General features: G+C 72.2%; 13 protein-coding genes. 7 read left to right on the forward strand and 6 right to left on the reverse strand.

Annotation, left to right across the window (positions count from 1 at the left end):
* Positions 1-221: 221 nt before the first annotated feature.
* A complete protein-coding gene (locus tag ACFYY6_RS14740) occupies positions 222-617 on the reverse strand; it encodes a peptidase inhibitor family I36 protein (protein ID WP_351524881.1) in 396 nt (131 codons plus the stop codon).
* Positions 618-1160: 543 nt separating this feature from the next.
* Here ACFYY6_RS14740 and ACFYY6_RS14745 point away from each other — a divergent pair.
* Positions 1161-2516 carry a lanthionine synthetase LanC family protein gene (locus ACFYY6_RS14745; protein WP_351524880.1) on the forward strand — a complete coding sequence of 452 codons (1356 nt, stop codon included), beginning with the start codon at positions 1161-1163 and terminating at the stop codon, positions 2514-2516.
* 94 nt (positions 2517-2610) lie between these two features.
* On the opposite strand, the gene ACFYY6_RS14750 is transcribed toward ACFYY6_RS14745, so the two are convergent.
* On the reverse strand, positions 2611-4104 hold the full coding sequence (locus ACFYY6_RS14750; RefSeq protein WP_389193322.1) for a PucR family transcriptional regulator ligand-binding domain-containing protein: 1494 nt from the start codon (positions 4102-4104) through the stop codon (positions 2611-2613).
* A gap of 300 nt (positions 4105-4404) precedes the next feature.
* Between ACFYY6_RS14750 and speB the strand changes: the two genes are divergently transcribed.
* The gene (gene speB / locus ACFYY6_RS14755) at positions 4405-5373 is read left to right on the forward strand and encodes an agmatinase (RefSeq protein WP_388649803.1); all 969 of its coding nucleotides are present in this window, start codon (positions 4405-4407) and stop codon (positions 5371-5373) included.
* Entirely contained in the window at positions 5370-7055 is a 1686-nt protein-coding gene (locus tag ACFYY6_RS14760; protein WP_351524877.1) for a thiamine pyrophosphate-binding protein, read from the forward strand. Before speB ends, ACFYY6_RS14760 begins: the two co-directional genes overlap by 4 nt.
* Positions 7056-7207: 152 nt before the next feature.
* Here the strand turns inward: ACFYY6_RS14760 and ACFYY6_RS14765 are convergent, their stop codons facing one another.
* On the reverse strand, positions 7208-7588 hold the full coding sequence (locus ACFYY6_RS14765; RefSeq protein ID WP_351524876.1) for a hypothetical protein: 381 nt from the start codon (positions 7586-7588) through the stop codon (positions 7208-7210).
* Positions 7589-7745: 157 nt separating this feature from the next.
* Here ACFYY6_RS14765 and ACFYY6_RS14770 point away from each other — a divergent pair, with 157 nt between their 5' ends.
* On the forward strand, positions 7746-8717 hold the full coding sequence (locus tag ACFYY6_RS14770) for a serine hydrolase (protein ID WP_351524875.1): 972 nt from the start codon (positions 7746-7748) through the stop codon (positions 8715-8717).
* Positions 8718-8758: 41 nt separating this feature from the next.
* On the opposite strand, the gene ACFYY6_RS14775 is transcribed toward ACFYY6_RS14770, so the two are convergent.
* Both ACFYY6_RS14775 and ACFYY6_RS14780 read right to left on the reverse strand, forming a co-directional pair.
* Positions 8759-9160: a helix-turn-helix transcriptional regulator gene (locus ACFYY6_RS14775; RefSeq protein ID WP_351524884.1), complete on the reverse strand. Its 402-nt coding sequence runs from the start codon at positions 9158-9160 to the stop codon at positions 8759-8761.
* Positions 9160-9549 carry a type II toxin-antitoxin system RelE/ParE family toxin gene (locus ACFYY6_RS14780; RefSeq protein WP_389193325.1) on the reverse strand — a complete coding sequence of 130 codons (390 nt, stop codon included), beginning with the start codon at positions 9547-9549 and terminating at the stop codon, positions 9160-9162. The genes ACFYY6_RS14775 and ACFYY6_RS14780 overlap by 1 nt, the downstream gene beginning before the upstream one ends.
* 339 nt (positions 9550-9888) lie before the next feature.
* Between ACFYY6_RS14780 and ACFYY6_RS14785 the strand changes: the two genes are divergently transcribed.
* The 3 genes from ACFYY6_RS14785 to ACFYY6_RS14795 all read left to right on the forward strand — a co-directional run bounded on the left by ACFYY6_RS14785 (position 9889) and on the right by ACFYY6_RS14795 (position 16262).
* Positions 9889-13683, forward strand: coding sequence for an ABC transporter ATP-binding protein (locus tag ACFYY6_RS14785; protein WP_389193398.1), 3795 nt, complete (start codon positions 9889-9891; stop codon positions 13681-13683).
* A gap of 558 nt (positions 13684-14241) precedes the next feature.
* Positions 14242-14682, forward strand: a complete 441-nt coding sequence (locus ACFYY6_RS14790) for a hypothetical protein (protein ID WP_351626302.1) — start codon at positions 14242-14244, stop codon at positions 14680-14682.
* 98 nt (positions 14683-14780) lie between these two features.
* On the forward strand, positions 14781-16262 hold the full coding sequence (locus tag ACFYY6_RS14795; protein WP_389193328.1) for a S28 family serine protease: 1482 nt from the start codon (positions 14781-14783) through the stop codon (positions 16260-16262).
* A gap of 130 nt (positions 16263-16392) precedes the next feature.
* On the opposite strand, the gene ACFYY6_RS14800 is transcribed toward ACFYY6_RS14795, so the two are convergent.
* Complete coding sequence (locus tag ACFYY6_RS14800) at positions 16393-18273, reverse strand: glycoside hydrolase family 3 protein (protein ID WP_389193331.1); 1881 nt, start codon at positions 18271-18273, stop codon at positions 16393-16395.
* Positions 18274-18666 lie beyond the last annotated feature (393 nt).

Below are 18666 nucleotides of genomic sequence, written 5' to 3' on the forward strand. Positions count from 1 at the left end.
TCGTGCGTGTCCGTCGCACGGCGAGCGGTCCGAGCCGCCGACCTCTCACAACTGCTCGTCGACATCGGACCCGGCGGACTTCCAGGAAGTCCGCCGGGTCCGATGTCGACGAGCAGTGCTGTTTTCCCCACCCCTCGGGCGCTCCCCGGCCGGTGACCGGGGAGGAGGGCGAACGGCGCACCTCCGCGGTGCGCCTCATGCGTGCGTCCCCGCTTCTCCGGTCACTGCGGCTGGAAGGAGCGGATCTGGTAGTTGCCCTGGAGGTTGCCGCCCTTGCCGGAGGGGGTGGAACCGACGCGATTGTTGTAGTTGGTGCCCGTGTAGTACTGCACGCGATGGCCCGTCGAGTTCCACACGGAGCGGACGTTCTGGCCGCGCTGGATGAAGGAGCAGTTGTCGGCGGTGTTCGCACGCTTCTTGTCCGACCACTGACAGCGCGTGCCGCCTCCGTTCCAGTCGCTGTAGATGCAGAAGTACCCGGCGGTGCAGTTGTACGCGGCGGCCGTCCTCGGGGCCCCGGCGGAGGCGGCCTCGCCGGGCGAGGCGGCGGCGGGGCCGGTGGCGAGGCCGAGGGCCATGGCGATGGAGGTGACGGCGAGCGCGGTGAAGCGGTTCATCGTGGATGCCTTCCTGCTGACAGCGACCAGGGCTTCCCCTGCCGGTGATCAGGGCTCCGTTCCTGATCACCGGCAGCGTGGCACGGCCGTGATCTGCGCAGACAGGCGCGGATGCAGGGCGCTCGAAGCGCGCCGGGCGACGGTGACGCTCCGTCGCGCACCGGCGTGAAACGCGGGCGGGGACAGGTGCGGACGGGCATGGACGGACGCGGGCGGGCGGGGGTGGAGGAGCGTCTCGACCACGGGGAAGCGCGGGAGCGTCGCCAGGGCCGACGGCGTGAACGGCTGTGTGCTGCTTGCGAGTTGCGCCTCGCGCACAACCGTCCAAAATACGAATAATTGCAATATCTCTTTCAGTCGGTACCGAAGCGGGAAACTGGCTGGACGACAACGTCGCCCTGCCGTGACCGATCGAGACACGGAGTCCTGCGCCGACGGCTCCGCATCCGGACATCAGCATCCGGACATCAGCTGTCCACTGTTGAGTTGAACGGAGTCACCGGACCCGACCCGTTCCGGGTGGCTCCTCGACGAGGAGTTCCGATGCACCCAGGACAGGCCCCGCCGCACCGTGCGGCGTCCGATACCGCCGTATCCGACACCGCCCCGCTCGACAGCGTCGTACTCGACATCGCCGTCCGACTTCTCGACGACTTCTCCGGGGCCGGGCGCGCGACCCCCGATCCCGGCATCCCCGTACTGGCCCGCCTCGTGGCGGAGACGTGCGGTCCGGCGGGGCCGGGCGCCGGGACGGGTGTCGGCTGTGCGGTGGGGCCGGGCGCGGGGCGTGCGAGGGCGAGTGCCGAGCGCGCGGTGGAGGCGTGGGCGCGGTCCATCGGTCACGGGCCCGGTCATTGCGGCCTGTACGACGGAGGGTTGGCCGGGACGCTGGTCGGGCTGAGGCTCGGCGCCCGTATCCACCCGTCCCTGCACCGGGCCGCCGACAGACTCCGCGACCACCTGCTGGACCAGGCATGGAGACGCCCATGGCGGACCGTGGACGTCGGGCTGCCCGACTACGACCTCGTCGGCGGACCGTCCGGCACCCTGCTGGCGTTGTGCGTCGGCACAGCGCAGCCGAAACGCAGCCAACTCATGCCGTTCACCGCGCACTTGACGGAGCTGTGCGACAGCGGCGACCTGTACCGGCTGCGTGTCGGGCAGTACTCCGGCCATCCGCGCCTGGGCTGGTTGCAGGGCCGGGTCAGCACGGGCATGGGCCACGGTGTCGCCGGGCTCGTCACCGCGCTCGCCGCCGCCGTCCGCCACGTGGGCCCGTGGCCGGAACTGCTGGACGCCCTGCGCGGTGCCACTCGTTGGCTGGTGCGGCAGTCGTTCGACGACGCCCGGTCCGTCCGGAGCTGGGACGGCGCCGGACTCGACGGCCCGCCGCCCGCGGGTGTCCGGGCCCGTCAGGCGTGGTGCTGCGGCAACCCCGGTGTCACCTGGGCCCTCTGGGACGCGGCGGACGCCCTGGGTGACCGGAGTCTGGCCGGCTGGGCGGCGGACGCGTTCACCACCCTCGCGGAACGGTACGACGAGGACGTCCATCTCGTCGGCGCCCCCCTGGCCGACCGGCTCTGGCTGTGCCACGGCGCGGCGGGCGTGCTCGTGGTGGCCGACGCGTTCCACCGGCACGCCCGCCTCCCGGCCGCCGCCACGCTGGGCTCCCGGATGGCGGAGTACCTGGTGCGTCGGCTTCCCGCCGCCCTCGCCGCGTCCGCCCCGACCTCAGCGGTCGCTTCCGCCCCCGTGCCCGCCTCGGCCTCCGGTGAACCCCGGACCTCCGGCGTATCACGGACCTCCTTGCTCGTCGGTGTCCCGGGAGCCCTGAGCGCCCTGCTCACCGTCGTCCACGGTGCCCCGCGCGACTGGCTGCCCTGCCTCGGCCTGCGGTGACGGAACGGGCGGATTCGCGGACGGGGTCCACGGGGCCCGCTCGGGTACGGCATGCGCGGGGCCCGCGCTCGTACGGGTTCCCGTGCGCGTCCGCTCAGCGCGTCCGCAGGGCGAACCACAGCTCCGTCCGCACGTCCATGTCGTCCAGGTCCGCGTCCAGCAGCACCGCGCAACGGGCGATGCGCTGGCGGACCGTGTTGCGGTGGACCCGGAGGGCCGTCGCGGTGCGGTCCCAGCTGCCGTGCAGGCTCAGCCAGCAGCGCAGGGTCTCGGCCAGTGGTTCGGTGAGCGGGGCGAGGAGCGCGCGGGCGTGCGCCTCGGCCCGGTCCGGGGGGACCAGTGCGGCCAGGCCGGAACCGGTGTCGGCGCGGTGACGGGCCAGCGGGGCGCGGGTCGCCGCCGCACGGCCCAGGGCGCGGGACGCCTGGCCGTCGGCGGCTTCGAGAGCAGTGATCGCGGCGGGGGCGGAGGCGCCGAGCGTCCAGCCCGGCTGAGGGGTGATCCGCTCGCCGCCGGGGGTCAGTACCCGCACGGCGTCACGGCCCCGGCCCGCGTCGACCAGGGCCGAGCCGAGCGCGGCGCCCAGCGCTCCCGCCGTGAGCGGGTCGACGGGACCGTCGTCGGCGCGACGGGCGTGCACCACCGTCCACTCCTCGGTGCCGCCGAGAAGCGGTGCCACGTCCTCCGGGGCCGCGCCCAGCAGCAGCCGCACCAGGGCGGCCGACCGGCCCGCCGCGTCGGCGCCCTGGTGCGGGGCGGCCAGCAATGACAACAGCACGACCGCGACCCCGGCCACGGTGTGATCGCCCGCCGAGCGCCGCTCCGTCGCCAGCGCCAGCGCCAGGACCAGGCCCTGCCCTCCGCCCAGCGCGTACGCGGACAAGTGCGCCCCGCGCACGGTGTCGGTGGCGGACGCGGGCGCGGGGCGCATGGCGGTGGACACCACCCGCGCGAGCCGGGTCAGGCCCTCGCCGACGTCGGGGGCCGGGGGGCGGCCCGCCGCGTGCAGCTCCTCGCCGTCCGCGGAGAGCAGCACCGCCCGGCCCTCCAGCTGCGCCGCCAGCTGATGAAGTACCGCCGGAACCGGGTCCGGGCGGGCCGCCGCCGAGGCCAGTGCCTGCTGGGCACGGGTCACCCGGCGCAGTTCACGGTGCCGGGCCTCGGCCATCAGCCGCCACACCGCCCGCGCGATCGCCGTGAACCGGGTCCGGGGCGGCACCTCCACCAGCGGCAGCCCGTGCCGGTCGCACGCCTCGATCAGCGCCCCCGGAACCGTGTCGAACACCGGCGTCACCCCGAATCCCAGCGCCGCCGCTCCCGCCTCCACCAGCCGGGACACGTACGCGTCCGGGTCCTTGAGCAGCACCCCGGCGCTCAGCAGCAGCTCGCCGCCGAGCAGATACGGGTACGGATCGGCCATCTCCGAGGTGTGCACCCACAACAGCTCCGCCTCGGGCGGCCCCGCGATCCGGCGCAGCCCGAGTTCCGTACGGGCCAGCAGCTCCGTGAGCGGAATCGGGGGAGTGGGCGGCGGAGTGACCCCGACCGGGGTCTGCGGCCTGGTCTGTGACATGGACGAACCATCCATCGCATACGGTGATGATGGATAAAACGTACACTTCACCGCTGCGCGCGGGCCGCCTACCGTCGTTCGCACGCGCCCCTGCGTACTGCACGCACGACCGCGTACCGGTGGTGCGAACGGCGATGTCTGCCCGGAAGGCGGCACCAGCGCGTACGCCGCCCTCGGCGGACAGGGCGTACGACGTGACGCATGACGGGGCGCGCCACCGCGTATGCCGTGTGCCGCCACCCGCCCCGCCACCGGGCAGCGAGTGCGAACACGAGACCCGAGATACGAGACACGAGCCACAGAGAGGCCCCCGCCATGAGCAGCAACGAAACGCCGCGCGGTCCCGTCGACTCCTCCCGCGTCCCCCGGTACGCCGGCCCCGCGACGTTCGCCCGGCTGCCCCGCCTCGACGAGGTCCGCACCGCCGATGTCGCCGTCGTCGGCGTGCCCTTCGACACGGGGGTCTCCTACCGCCCGGGTGCCCGCTTCGGCGGCAACGCGATCCGTGAGGCGTCGCGCCTCCTGCGCCCGTACAACCCGGCGCAGGACGCCTCGCCGTTCGCGCTCGCGCAGGTCGCCGACGCCGGTGACATCGCCGTGAACCCGTTCGACATCAACGAGGCCGTCGAGACGATCGAGTCCGCCGCCGACGACCTCCTCTCCACCGGCGCCCGGCTGATGACGCTCGGCGGCGACCACACCATCGCGCTGCCGCTGCTGCGTTCCGTCGCGAAGAAGCACGGCCCGGTCGCGCTGCTGCATTTCGATGCCCACCTCGACACGTGGGACACCTACTTCGGCGCCGAGTACACCCACGGCACCCCGTTCCGCCGGGCCGTCGAGGAGGGCATCCTCGACACCTCCGCGCTGTCCCACGTCGGCACGCGCGGCCCGCTCTACGGCAAGCAGGACCTGGACGACGACGCGAAGATGGGCTTCGGCATCGTGACCTCCGCCGATGTGATGCGGCGGGGCGTCGACGAGGTCACCGACCAGCTCCGTCAGCGCATCGGTGACCGGCCGCTGTACATCTCCGTCGACATCGACGTACTGGACCCGGCGCACGCCCCCGGCACCGGCACCCCCGAGGCCGGTGGCCTCACCTCGCGCGAACTCCTCGAAATCGTCCGGGGACTGGCCTCCTGCAACCTGGTCTCCGCCGACCTGGTCGAAGTCGCCCCCGCGTACGACCACGCCGAGATCACGTCCGTCGCCGCCTCCCACACGGCGTACGAACTGACCACGGTCATGTCCCGGCAGATCGCGGAAGCCCGCGTGAAGTGAGCCACGACCACCACGACGAGCGGCCGCGGCTCGGCCCCGGGCAGATCGCGGCCGCCCTGGCCCCTCCGCCCGGGCGCAACGGGGGCGACCTCGTCGTCGAGACCCTCCAGGGTCTCGGTGCCACCACCGTCTTCGGCCTGCCCGGACAGCACGCGCTGGGCATGTTCGACGCGCTGCGCCGCTCGTCACTGACGTACGTCGGGCTGCGCGTCGAGAACAACGCGGGCTTCGCCGCCGACGCGTACGGCCGGATCACCGGTGAGGCGGCGCCCCTGCTGCTCTCCACCGGACCGGGGGCCCTCACCTCGCTGGCCGCGCTGCAGGAGGCGGCGGCGGCCTCCGCGCCGGTGCTGGCGATCTCCGCCCAGGTCCCGGTCGCGGGCCTGGGCGGCGGGCGTCATGGCTATCTCCACGAACTGCGGGACCAGCAGGCGTCGTTCCGCGACATCGTGAAGTCGGTCCACACCGTGCGTACGGCCTCGCAGATCCCGTCGGCGATCGCAGCGGCCTGGGAGTCCGCGCTGACCGCCCCGCACGGGCCGGTCTGGGTGGAGATCCCGCAGGACGTGCTTCTCGCCGAGACCGTTCTGCCCGTCGTCACGGCGATGGACGCCGGCCCGCGTACGCCGCACGCCCGCCCCGAACTGATCGCCGTGGCGGCCGAGTCGCTGTCGAAGGCCGAACGTCCAGCGGTCGTCGCGGGCGGCGGAGTCGTGCGCTCGGACGCCTCCGGCAAGTTGCTCGCGCTGGCGGAACGGCTCGACGCGCCCGTCGTCACCACCTTCGGTGGCAAGGGTGCCTTCCCCTGGGAGCACCCGCTTTCCCTCCAGTCCTGGCTGGAGGACCGGCACACGACCGACTTCCTGGAATCCGCCGACGTGCTGCTGGTCGTCGGCTCCGGACTCGGTGAACTCTCCTCGAACTACCACACGTTCCGCCCGCGCGGCCGGGTGATCCAGATCGAGGCCGACGCCGGGAAGCTGGAGGCCAACCATCCGGCGCTCGGTATCCACGCGGATGCCCGCGAGGCCCTGTCCGACCTGCTCGAGTCGGTCGGCCGTCGCGAGGACCCGTCGGCCGCGGACCGCGTCCGCGCGGTGCTCGAAGCGGTACGGGACCGGCTCGCCGGACAGGAACTCGCCCTGGAACAGCGGCTCCTGGCCGCCGTCCGGCAGGCACTTCCCGACACCTCCCCCAGTTTCTGGGACATGACGATCCTCGCCTACTGGGCGTGGTCGGCGTTCGACGCCCGCCACCCGAACACGATGCACTCGGCGCAGGGCGCGGGCGGTCTCGGCTACGGATTCCCGGCCGCCCTCGGCGCGGCCGTCGCCGACCCCACCAAGCCGGTCCTGGCGGTGTCCGGCGACGGCGGGGCGATGTACTCGATCGCGGAACTGGCCACGGCCCGCCAGCACGACCTCCCGGTCACCTGGCTGATCGTCGACGACGGCGGCTACGGCATCCTGCGCGAGTACATGACGGACGCCTTCGGCGAGGCCGCGGCGACCGAACTCTCCCGCCCGGACTTCGTCGCCCTCGCCGAGTCCTTCGGCGTCCCGGCGATCCGTACGAACCCCGAGAAGCTGGCCGCCGACCTGGCGAAGTCCCTCGCGGAGCCGGGCCCTTCGGTGGTCGTGCTGCCTGCTCGGCTGAGGATGTTCGAGCCGACGCACCTGTGAGGGGCGGGCGGCCGGGAGGGCCGGTGCGGTTCGGTGCGGCCCGGTGGCCGAGGGGGCGGTGCGGCTCGGTGCGGCTCGGTGGCCGAGAGGGCGGTGCGGTTCGGTGGTCGGACGGTTCGGTGTCCGAAGGGGCGGTGCGGCTCGGTGGCCGTTCACGGTGCGACGGCTGCTCCGGCGGTGCCCGTGATCTTCCGGATGGCTTCGAGTCCCGCCTCCCGGCCGCGGAGGAACTCCTGCTGCTGGTCCGGGTTCAGGGAGCCCGGCAGATCCTTGGTGGAGGGCATCAGGTCCGGGATCGTCCGGAAGACGGTGCCGGCCGCGGCGCCGTTGCCCCGCATCCGCGCCCAGTGCAGCGACTTGCCGACCGTGTGCAGCGGCGTGGTCATCTCCGTGCGGGGCCTCTTCGAGGCCCTGAGCCTGGTGTTCTCGCGGCCCAGCGCACGGAAGTCGATGTCGCCCAGTCGCTGGAGCATCTCCAGGGCGGCGTACAACTGCCCGCACAGGTGGGCGTCGGTGGGCCGGTCGTCCGACATGCTCTCTCCCCGTTCCGTCGGCGGAAGCACATTCCTACCCCGGCCCGCCGCGCGGGCAACAGGGGCGCGCCGTGTACAACCTTTCCGCCCGTCGGCAGTCATCGGTGACAGGTGCGCAGGGGCGCGCCGGACTCAACGGCCCAGGGGGGAACGCCACATGAATCAGCCCGGTACGACCCGAATACCACGTCGGGCGCTCGCCGTCGCGCTCGCCGCGGGCGTGCTCGCGCCCGTGATGCTCGGCGCCGCGTCGCCCGCCGCCGCGGCCACGCCGACGGTGGCCTGCACGTCCGGCAAGGCGGGGCTGGCCGCCAAGTTGTCGAAGGACATCACCGCCGCGCTCAAGGCGCGCAAGTCGACGACGGCGGTCGCGCTCTACGACCGGACCAGCAAGACGAACTGCACCCTGCGGGCGACGACGAAGTACGACTCGGCCAGCGTCGTGAAGGCCACCGTGCTGGCGACGCTCCTGTGGGACAACAAGAAGCACAACCGCTACCTCACCGACCGCGAGACCAAGCTCGCCACCGCCATGATCACCAAGTCCGACAACGACGCGACCACCGCCCTGTGGAAGCAGCTCGGGGTGACCAGGATCAAGGCGTTCCTCAAGGCGGCCGGGATGACGCACACCGTGCCGGGCTCGGGCGGGTACTGGGGTCTCACCCAGATCACCGCCCAGGACGAGCTGCGGCTGCTGACCCTGCTGACCGCCAAGAACTCCGTGCTGAGCGACAACTCCCGGACGTACGAGCTGGGGCTGATGCGAAAGGTCGTCTCCTCGCAGCGCTGGGGCACGCCCGCCGGTGCCCCGTCCGGGGTGACCGTCCAGCTCAAGAATGGCTGGCTGCCGCGCGCCACCCACGGCTGGCGGGTGCACAGCGTCGGAGCCTTCACCGGCAAGGGGCACGACTACGCGATCACCGTGCTCACCCACGACAACAAGACGATGAACGACGGCATCAACACTATTCAGGCCGTCGCCCGCGCCGTCCACAAGGACCTGAACCCGGCCGTCGCCGCGAAGCAGACCACCACCATCGCCCCGCCCGCCGCCCCGCAGGAAGCGGTTCCCGCGGTGCCGGAGGCTCCGGCGGTGCGGATGCTCACCGCGACGCCGCGTTCGTAGCCGATCCGCCGACCGGCCCGTCGGTCGATCCGCCCGGGTGGTCAGCCACCGACCGCCCGGGCGCCGGCCTCCGCCTTCGCCTCCGCGCCCGATTCCGGCTCCGGCTCTGCACCTGCGTGGGCGGTGAACGCCACCCGCAGGGTCTCGCCGTCGAACTGCATGCTGAACGTGGAGTCCATGGCCCGTGCCAGGCGGACCAGCAGCGGCACCGTGGGCATGGTGCCGCCGAGCTCCAGCTTGGAGACCTGCGGCTGCGTCATTCTGGCGCGCCGCGCCAGCTCGGTCTGCGCGATGCCGATCTCGGTGCGGCGGTCGTAGACGGCCTGGCCGAGGTCGTAGCGGAGCCGGATCTCCTCGCGACGTTTCTCCAAGTCCGGATCCTCGGAGATCCCCTGGGCGACCTTCTTGTCACGAGCGATCTTCCAGTGCGCGTGGCTGACCATCACCGGCCCTTCCTCTCGACATCCACATTGCGTGTGTATACGGCGTGTGCCGCTGCGTGCTCGGCCTCGCATAGTGCTTTGGCGCGTTTGGCCCGCGCCACTTCAGCGGCCTCCCGCTGTCGGGTCTTGCGGAAGACGGTGAGCAGAACGACCCTGCGGCCCGGGGCGAGCCAGTAGGGAATCCTCGTGGCGTTCCGATTGCAGCTCAGGTGGAATCTCAGTTCGCGGACGCCGTCGCCGAGGTGCCGGGAGTACGGCTCTCCGAGTGTGGTCGGTCGTTCCCCCAGCAGGTCGGTGACGTGCTCGACCGCGAGATAGTCGTCGACGCTCAGATTCATCAGCCACAGCCGAACCTCGGGTTCGATCTCGATGGTGTAACCACTATCCATACACTGGAACGTATATATGCTCCAGTGTATGGGGGTCGGGTTTGCTGTGCATCGACCCGTACGAGTGAGTACACCTGGAGTCGTTGACTAGTGCCGGGAGCGGCACTAGGACGGCCCGAGAGCCGGACCGCCTCCGGCCGAAGTCCGAGCCGACCTGCGACCAAGGTCCCGAACCGCCCCCGTGTTTGTCACGACGGGATGAAATCCGCTGCCCACGGCGTTGGTGCCTTCCGGTAGAGCAGGTCGATCGGGAGGGCACCGGTGACGGACGCAGGGCACGCGGAGGGCGCGAAGCGCTCGGGAGGCGGCGCGACGGGCGCGGCGCGGGCCCCGGGCTGGGTGCGACGGCTGAGCGGCTACGCGTGGCGCTACCGGCGCAACGTACTGCTCGCGCTCGGGTCGTCGCTCGCCGGCATGGCGGTGATGGCCGTCGTCCCGCTGATCACCAAGGTGATCATCGACGATGTGGTCGGCGACCACACCGGGTCGCTCGCCGTCTGGACCGGGCTCCTGCTGATCGCGGCCGTCCTGGTGTACGTGGCCACGTACATCCGGCGCTACTACGGCGGACGCCTCGCCCTGGACGTCCAGCACGACCTGCGCACCGAGATGTACGGGACGCTCACCCGGCTCGACGGGAAGCGGCAGGACGAGCTGTCCACCGGGCAGGTCGTGGGGCGTGCGACCAGCGACCTCCAGCTGATCCAGGGGCTGCTGTTCATGCTCCCGATGACCATCGGGAACGTGCTCCTGTTCATCATCTCCCTGGTGATCATGGCGTGGCTCTCGCCGCTGCTGACCCTGGTCGCGCTAGCCGTCGCCCCCGCCCTCTGGTACATAGCCCGCCACTCCCGTGCCCGGCTCTTCCCGGCCACCTGGTACGCCCAGGGGCAGGCCGCGGCCGTCGCGGGGGTCGTCGACGGGGCCGTCTCCGGGGTCCGGGTCGTCAAGGGGTTCGGACAGGAGGAGCAGGAGACCGGCAAGCTGCGGGAGGTCGGGCGGAAGCTGTTCGCCGGGCGACTGCGGGCGATCCGGATGAACTCCCGCTACACCCCCGCCCTCCAGGCCGTGCCCGCGCTCGGCCAGGTCGCGATGCTGGCCCTGGGCGGCTGGCTCGCCACCCGGGGCGAGATCACCCTCGGCACATTCGTCGCGTTCTCCACCTATCTCGCCCAGCTCGTCGGCCCGGTCCGGATGCTCGCCATGGTCCTCACCGTCGGCCAGCAGGCCCGCGCCGGTGTCGAACGCGTCCTGGAACTGATCGACACCGAGCCGACCATGAAGGACGGCACCAAGGAGCTGCCCGCCGACGCCCCGGCGAGCGTCGAGTTCGACGACGTACGGTTCGGCTACGCCGACGGCCGCCCCGTCCTCGACGGGTTCTCGCTGACCATCGAGCCCGGCGAGACCGTCGCCGTCGTCGGCGCGTCCGGCAGCGGCAAGTCCACCGTCTCGCTGCTGCTGCCCCGCTTCTACGACGTGACGCACGGCGCCGTCCTGGTCGGCGGCCACGACGTGCGCGAGCTGACCCAGGAGTCCCTGCGCGCCGCCATCGGCCTCGTGCCGGAGGACAGCTTCCTGTTCTCCGACACCGTCCGCGCCAACATCGCCTACGGGCTCCCCGGCGCCACCCAGGAGCAGATCGAGGAGGCGGCCCGCGCCGCCCAGGCCGACCGGTTCATCGCGGAGCTGCCCGAGGGCTACGACACCAAGGTCGGCGAGCACGGACTCACCCTCTCCGGCGGCCAGCGCCAGCGCGTCGCGCTCGCCCGCGCCATCCTCACCGACCCCCGGCTGCTCCTCCTCGACGACGCCACCTCCGCCGTCGACGCCCGGGTCGAGCACGAGATCCACGAGGCCCTGCGGCAGGTGATGGCCGGGCGCACCACCCTGCTGATCGCCCACCGCCGCTCCACCCTCGGCCTCGCCGACCGCATCGCCGTCCTGGAGAACGGACGGCTCGCCGACATCGGCACCCACGCCGAGCTGGAGAGCCGTTCCGCGCTCTACCGGCGCCTGCTCACCGACCCCGACGAGCTGGGCGGCACCTCGCCCGGACACCGGCCGGCCGCCTCCGCCGACACCACCGCCGAGGACGACCGCGCGCTCCAGGAGGAGCTCGACGCCGAACTCGACGCGGAGTACGACGCGGAACGCGGCATCAGCCCCCGCCTGTGGGTCCGCAAGGACGAACCGCGCGACAACGGCGCGGCCGGCATGCCCGCAACGCCCGAACTGCTCGCCCAGGTCGAGGCGCTGCCACCGGCCACCGACACCCCCGACATCGACGAGCGGCGGGCCGTCCGCTCCGAGGAGTCCTACGGGCTGCGCAGGCTGCTGCGCGGCTTCGGGCTGCCGCTCCTGGTGAGCCTGCTGCTGGTCGCGGTGGACGCGGGCGGCGGGCTGCTGCTGCCGGTGCTGATCCGGCACGGCATCGACCAGGGCGTCACGCAGCTCGCGCTCGGCGCGGTCTGGGCGGCGTCCGCGCTGGCCCTGATCGTCGTGCTCGTGCAGTGGGCGGCCCAGATCGGCGAGACCCGGATGACCGGCCGCACCGGCGAGCGGGTGCTCTACTCGCTCCGGCTGAAGATCTTCGCGCAGCTCCAGCGGCTCGGTCTGGACTACTACGAGCGCGAGCTGACCGGCCGCATCATGACCCGGATGACGACCGACGTGGACGCGCTGTCCACGTTCCTCCAGACCGGTCTGGTCACGGCCTTCGTCTCCGTCGTCACCTTCCTCGGCATCATGGTCGCCCTGCTCGTGCTGGACGTGCAGCTGGCCCTCGTCGTCTTCACGACCCTGCCGGTGCTGGTGATCGGCACGTACTTCTTCCGCCGCAAGAGCGTCCAGGCCTACGAACTGGCCCGGGAACGCATCAGCGTGGTCAACGCCGACCTCCAGGAGTCGGTCTCCGGGCTGCGGATCGTGCAGGCGTTCCGCCGCGAGCACGACGGCGCGCGCCGGTTCGCGGAGCGCAGCGCCCACTACCGCGAGGCCCGGGTCCGGGGGCAGTGGCTGATATCGGTCTACTTCCCGTTCGTGCAGCTGCTGTCGTCGGTGGCCGCCGCGGCCGTGCTGATCGTCGGCGCGGGCCGGGTCGACAACGGCACCCTCACCGCGGGTGCCCTGGTCGCGTACCTGCTGTACATCGATCTGTTCTTCGCCCCGGTGCAGCAGCTCTCCCAGGTCTTCGACGGTTACCAGCAGGCCAGCGTCTCGCTCCGCCGCATCCAGGAGCTGCTGCAGGAGCCGACCTCCACCGGGGCCCCGGACGAACCGCTGGACGTGCCGTCGCTGCGCGGCGAGATCGCCTTCGAGAACGTGTCCTTCGCGTACGGGAGCGGCGACGGCGCCGATGACGGCCACGTCGGAGCCGGTGGTTCCGAGGGCGCCGGGGCCGTCCGGGACGCCGAGGGCGTCGAGGAGGCGCTGTCCGGCATAGATCTGCGGATTCCGGCCGGTCAGACGGTTGCGTTCGTGGGTGAGACCGGGGCCGGCAAGTCCACCCTGGTCAAGCTCGTCGCCCGGTTCTACGACCCGACGGGTGGCCGGGTCACGGCGGACGGCACCGACCTGCGCCGCCTCGACCTCACCGCGTACCGGCACCGGCTGGGGGTCGTGCCGCAGGAGGCGTACCTCTTCGCCGGCACGGTCCGGGACGCCATCGCGTACGGGCGGCCGGAGGCCACCGACGCGGAGGTGGAGGCGGCGGCGCGGGCGGTCGGTGCCCACGACATGATCGCCACCCTGGACGGCGGCTACCTCCACGAGGTCGCCGAGCGGGGCCGCAACCTGTCCGCCGGGCAGCGCCAGCTGATCGCGCTCGCCCGCGCCGAACTCGTCGACCCGGACGTCCTGCTGCTCGACGAGGCGACCGCCTCCCTGGACCTGGCCAGCGAGGCCCTGGTCAACCAGGCGACCGACCGCCTCGCCGGCCGGCGCACCACCCTGGTCGTCGCCCACCGGCTGACCACGGCCGCCCGCGCCGACCGGGTCGTGGTGATGGACCACGGCCGGGTCGTCGAGGACGGCACGCACGACGAACTCCTCGCCGGGGACGGCCACTACGCCGGGCTGTGGCGCACCTTCATAGGGGAGGACGTGGGGGAGGACGAGCCCGCGGGAGTGTGAGCGGGACTCGTCCTCGGTACGGCCGTCGGGTGCGGCTGCGGGTGCCGGCCGCCGCCCTCGGCCGTCACGGCGCCGATGTAGGCGCCGTACTCCCGGCGTGGGGAACGCTGCCGCGCGCGGGCGAAGTGGGCGACCCACTGGTACGCCGGGGTGTGCGCCTCCCGTGCGCCGCCGCCGCGGTGGTCGTCGGCCCTGTCGCAGTCGTCGTGGCCCGCGGTGTCGCCGCGGTGGCCGGGACGGCCGTGGCGGCGGTGGGAGTGAGAAGGGTGGCGGCGATCAGTGCCGGGGCGAGGGCGGGCCGGCCGTGGAGGTGCGAACGGGCCCGCGAAGTGCCCTCTGGAGTACGGAATCGGGGCATGGCGGTGTTCCTGCCCTTCCTGCGACTCTGTCTTGTGGGAGCCATGCTGTGGCGATTCGGTTGCGCGGAGGGGAGAGCGCGTCGGATGCAACCTCCGGACGGACTGCTGCGTCGTACGCATGTATGTATAGATGTCGAGTAAGGGCGCGCGTTTGAGCAGGGGGCGGGCCAGGGGGATGGATCGGGGGTGTGGGTCGCCGATGAGCGCGGGCACGGGTGAGGCCGGGCGGACGCGTGGGGCGGGACGGGCCGGACGGACGGGTGGGGGCACGCTGGTGCGTCTTCTCGTCCTGTCGCTCGCGACCGCCCTCGCGCTGATGCTCACCGGCACCGTCACCGGCAGGGCCGACGCCGCGACGTCCTGTGCCGGGCGCCTGGCGAAGACGGTCCCGTTCAAGACCGGCGAGCTGCGCGTCTACAAGAGCCGCGCCTACGCCTGCGCCGTCGCGATCGCCAAGAAGCCCGGTCCGAAGCGCGTGATGTCCGTGACGATCCAGCCGCGCGGCGGCAGGCCGGTCGTGGACAGCGGCCGGTACGCCAGACAGGCGGGCCCGGTGACGGTCCACGCGCTGAACCGGTGCGTCCGGGCCTCGGCCCTCGTCGAGGGGAAGTCCGGTTCCACGGGCTGGATCCTCTGCTGACGCCCCCAGCCTCTCTTTTCGGTCACCAACTGGGTCTGGCGGCACGGGTGTTGCCCCGCTAGGTTCGCGATGACTGTTGTGAATCCTGGGGAGGGTGCATGCGCAAGGCGCTCAGAGGTGTCCTGTCGCTCGCGGTGCTCGTCGGCACGGTGAGCGCCACCGGGGCCATGGCCGGGGCGGCCACCGCCGCACAGCCGACCACGTCCCGGGCCGCGACCAGCGGCGAGAGTGGTACGAACGCGGATATCAAGGACCGCATTCTGGCCATCCCAGGAATGAGCCTCATCGAGGAGAAGCCGTACGCTGGTTACCGCTACTTCGTCCTCGAATACACCCAGCCGATCGACCACCGGCGCCCGTCCAAGGGAACGTTCCAGCAGCGCCTCACCCTGCTGCACAAGGACACGTCCCGCCCGACCGTCTTCTACACCAGCGGCTACAACGTCTCGACGAACCCGAGCCGTTCCGAGCCGACCCGGATCGTCGACGGCAACCAGGTCTCACTGGAGTACCGGTTCTTCACCCCGTCGCGTCCGTCGCCCGCCGACTGGTCCAAGCTCGACATCCGGCAGGCCGCCGACGACCAGCACCGCATCTTCACCGCCCTCAAGCGGATCTATACCAAGAACTGGCTGACCACCGGCGGTTCGAAGGGCGGCATGACCGCGACGTACTACGAGCGCTTCCACCCGGGGGACATGGACGGCGTCGTCGCGTACGTCGCGCCCAACGACGTGGTGAACAAGGAGGATTCGGCGTACGACCGGTTCTTCGCGAACGTGGGCACCAAGGAGTGCCGCGACCGGCTGAACGGGGTGCAGCGCGAGGCGCTGATCCGCCGCGGACCGCTGGAGGAGAGGTTCCGGGAGTACGCCGAGGCGAACGGCTACACCTTCAGCACCCTCGGCTCGCTCGACCGGGCCTACGAGGCCGTCGTCATGGACTACATCTGGGCGTTCTGGCAGTACAGCCTGCTGGCCGACTGCGACACCGTTCCGGCCGACGCCAAGTCCGCCCCCGACCAGGCGATCTGGGACTCGGTCGACACGATCTCCGGCTTCTCCGCCTACACCGACCAGGGTCTGGAGCGGTACACCCCGTACTACTACCAGGCGGGCACGCAGCTCGGCTCGCCCGACATCAAGCAGCCGTGGCTCGGCGGGCTCAGCCGTTACGGGTACCAGCCGCCGCGTAACTTCGTGCCGCGCGGCATCCCGATGAAGTTCCAGCCGTGGGCGATGCGTGACATCGACACCTGGGTGAAGCACCGCGCCAACCACATGCTCTACGTCTACGGCGAGAACGACCCGTGGGGCGCCGAGCGCTTCCGGCTGGGCGCGGGCGCGCGGGACAGCTACGTGATGACGGTGCCCGGCGGCAACCACGGTTCCAACGTGGCGCAGCTCCCCGAGAACGACCGGGTGAAGGCCACCGCGGCCATCCTGCGCTGGGCGGGTGTCGCCCCGGCCGCCGTGCAGCAGGACCCGGCGCAGGCGAAGCCGCTCGCGAAGTTCGACGCGCGGCTCGACGTCCGGCAGGACGGCCGGGACGTGGTGAACGAGCACGGAGTGCGCCCGTAATCGGTTCGTGTCCGGGGGGAGGGGCCGCGCGCGGCGCGCGACCCCTCCCCCCGGACTTTCCGGGGCCGGTGGGCGGTGCGCGGGGTCCGGCCCCGTGCACCGCCCTCGCACATCGGCGAGGGGCCGGGTGTCAGTACCGCAGCCCGTGGCCGACCGGGTACAGCACCCGCGCCGGATCGTCCGCGCGCTGCACCGGCACCGGCAGGGTGCCGCGCGGGCGGGCGTGCCCGGCGATGACCCGGGCGGCGGCGCGCAGTTCGACGTCGGTCCAGGAGTACGCGGCCAGGCTCGCCGCGAACCCGGTGCCCGCCAGCTGCGCGATGTCGTACGGATTGCGGATCGCGATCGTGATCACCGGGATCCCGGTCGCCGCGAGGGCGCTCACCAGGGTGCGTTGCGAACTGGTCGCGGACACGTTGTACGTCCCCACGATCACCGCGTCCTTGCCCCGGGCGGCGGCCACCGCCTCGTCGATCTTCGCCCGGGTGGGCGCGGTGCCGGTGGACAACGCCGTTGCCGCGAAGCCGAGTTCGGTGAACGCGGTGGCGAGGGTGGTGGTCGGCGGCCCGGTGGTGCCGGACGGGGAGGCCGGGTCGGCGCCGACCACGAGCAGTTTCTTGTGGGAGCGGCGGGAGAGCGGCAGCACCGCGCCGTCGTTGGCGAGCAGGGTGGTGGTGCGCTCGGCGATCCGGTCGGCGGCGGCGAGGTGGGCGCGCGTCCCGACGACCCGGTCCACGTCCTTGTGGCTGACGAACGGGTCGTCGAACAGGCCGAGCTTGGTCTTCAGCCGCAGGATGCGCAGGATCGATTCGTCGATCCGGTCCTCGCTGAGTTCGCCGCTCTTCACGGCCGCCAGGACGGCGTTCCAGGCGACGGCGAGGTTCGGCGGGTTGAGCAACTGGTCGACGCCCGCCTTCAGGGCGAGGACCGGCACGCGTTCGTCGCCGTACTTCGTCCGTACGCCCTCCATGTCGAGTGCGTCGGTCACCACGACCCCGTCGTAGCCGAGTTCCTCGCGCAGGACGCCGGTGAGGATCGGCCGGGACAGGGTCGCCGGGTCCTCGGACGGGTCCAGTGCGGGTACCACGATGTGGGCGGTCATGATCGAGTCGATGTCCGCGGCGATCGCGGCCCGGAACGGCGGCGCGTCCAGCCGCGCCCACTCCTCGCGGGTGTGGGTGATGGCCGGCAGACCGGTGTGGCTGTCGGTGCTGGTGTCGCCGTGGCCCGGGAAGTGCTTGATCGTCGCGGCGACGCCGCCCGTCTGATACCCCTTCACCTGCGCGGCGACCATCCCGGCCACGGACCGCGGGTCGGAGCCGAAGGAGCGCACGCCGATCACCGGGTTGGCCGGGTTGACGTTGACATCGGCGTCCGGCGCGTAGTTCTGGTTGATGCCGAGCGCGGCCAGTTCGGCACCGGCGATGTGCCCGGCCCGGCGCGCGTCGGAGCGCGAACCGCCCGCGCCCAGCGCCATCGCGCCCGGCATCAGCGTGGCGGGCTCGCCCACCCGGCACACGATGCCGTGCTCCTGGTCGGTGGAGACGATGAGCGGCAGGGGAGTGGGCCCGGCGAGCCCGGCGCGCTGGATGCCGTTGGAGAGGTCGGCGATCTGGTGCGGGTCGCGGGTGTTGTGGGCCCAGACGAAGTAGATGATCCCGCCGACGTGGTACTTGGCGATCAGCTCGGCGGCGGTGCGGACCCCGATCTGGGCCAGGTTGGCGTCGATGTCGGCCTGGTCGGGCGCGGTGGCGGAGTGCCCGTACACCCGCATCACGAAGAGCTGCCCGACCTTCTCCTCCAGGCTCATGCGGGAGATGAGCCGCTTGAGGCGCTTGGTGGTGGCGGCCGACCTGTGGTGCCCGGCGGGGTGTCCGCCGCGCGCGGCGGCCTGGGAGCCCGCGGCGGGGGAGGCCACACCGGCGGGGGCGGCGACCCCGCCCGTGACGGCGACCGCGGCGGTGGCGGCGGTGACGGTGAGAAGCGTGCGTCTGGAGGTGCGGTGGGGCACGTGAGCTCCTTCGGCCTTGCTCGGGGATCGGGAACGAGGTGGTGAAAGAAACTTCCAAGGAGCACGGATATCCAGAAAATAACTTCCGGTCAAGGGTCCGGTCCGATACGGGCGATGACACGTGGAGGTGTGGGCGGAAATGCGCAGGGCCCGCCGGTGCCGCGACATGGCTTGGTGCCGAGGCCCGGCGGGGCGCGGACGGGCCCGGACGTCTCGAAGGACTGGCCGGTCCGGTCCCGCGGCGAGTGCTCGGCGCGCGGCCCGTCGTCGCACGGGTGACAATGGTCGTGTTCATCGAGGACCGCGGAACCGGGCGACGCGTGGTCGGCGGCCGATCGATGGAACGGGCGTGACCACGTGACCGCGCCGCGCAGGAGCCCCGCCGAATTCCGG

The organism is Streptomyces sp. NPDC001750 (assembly GCF_042892615.1).
Lineage (GTDB): Bacteria > Actinomycetota > Actinomycetes > Streptomycetales > Streptomycetaceae > Streptomyces.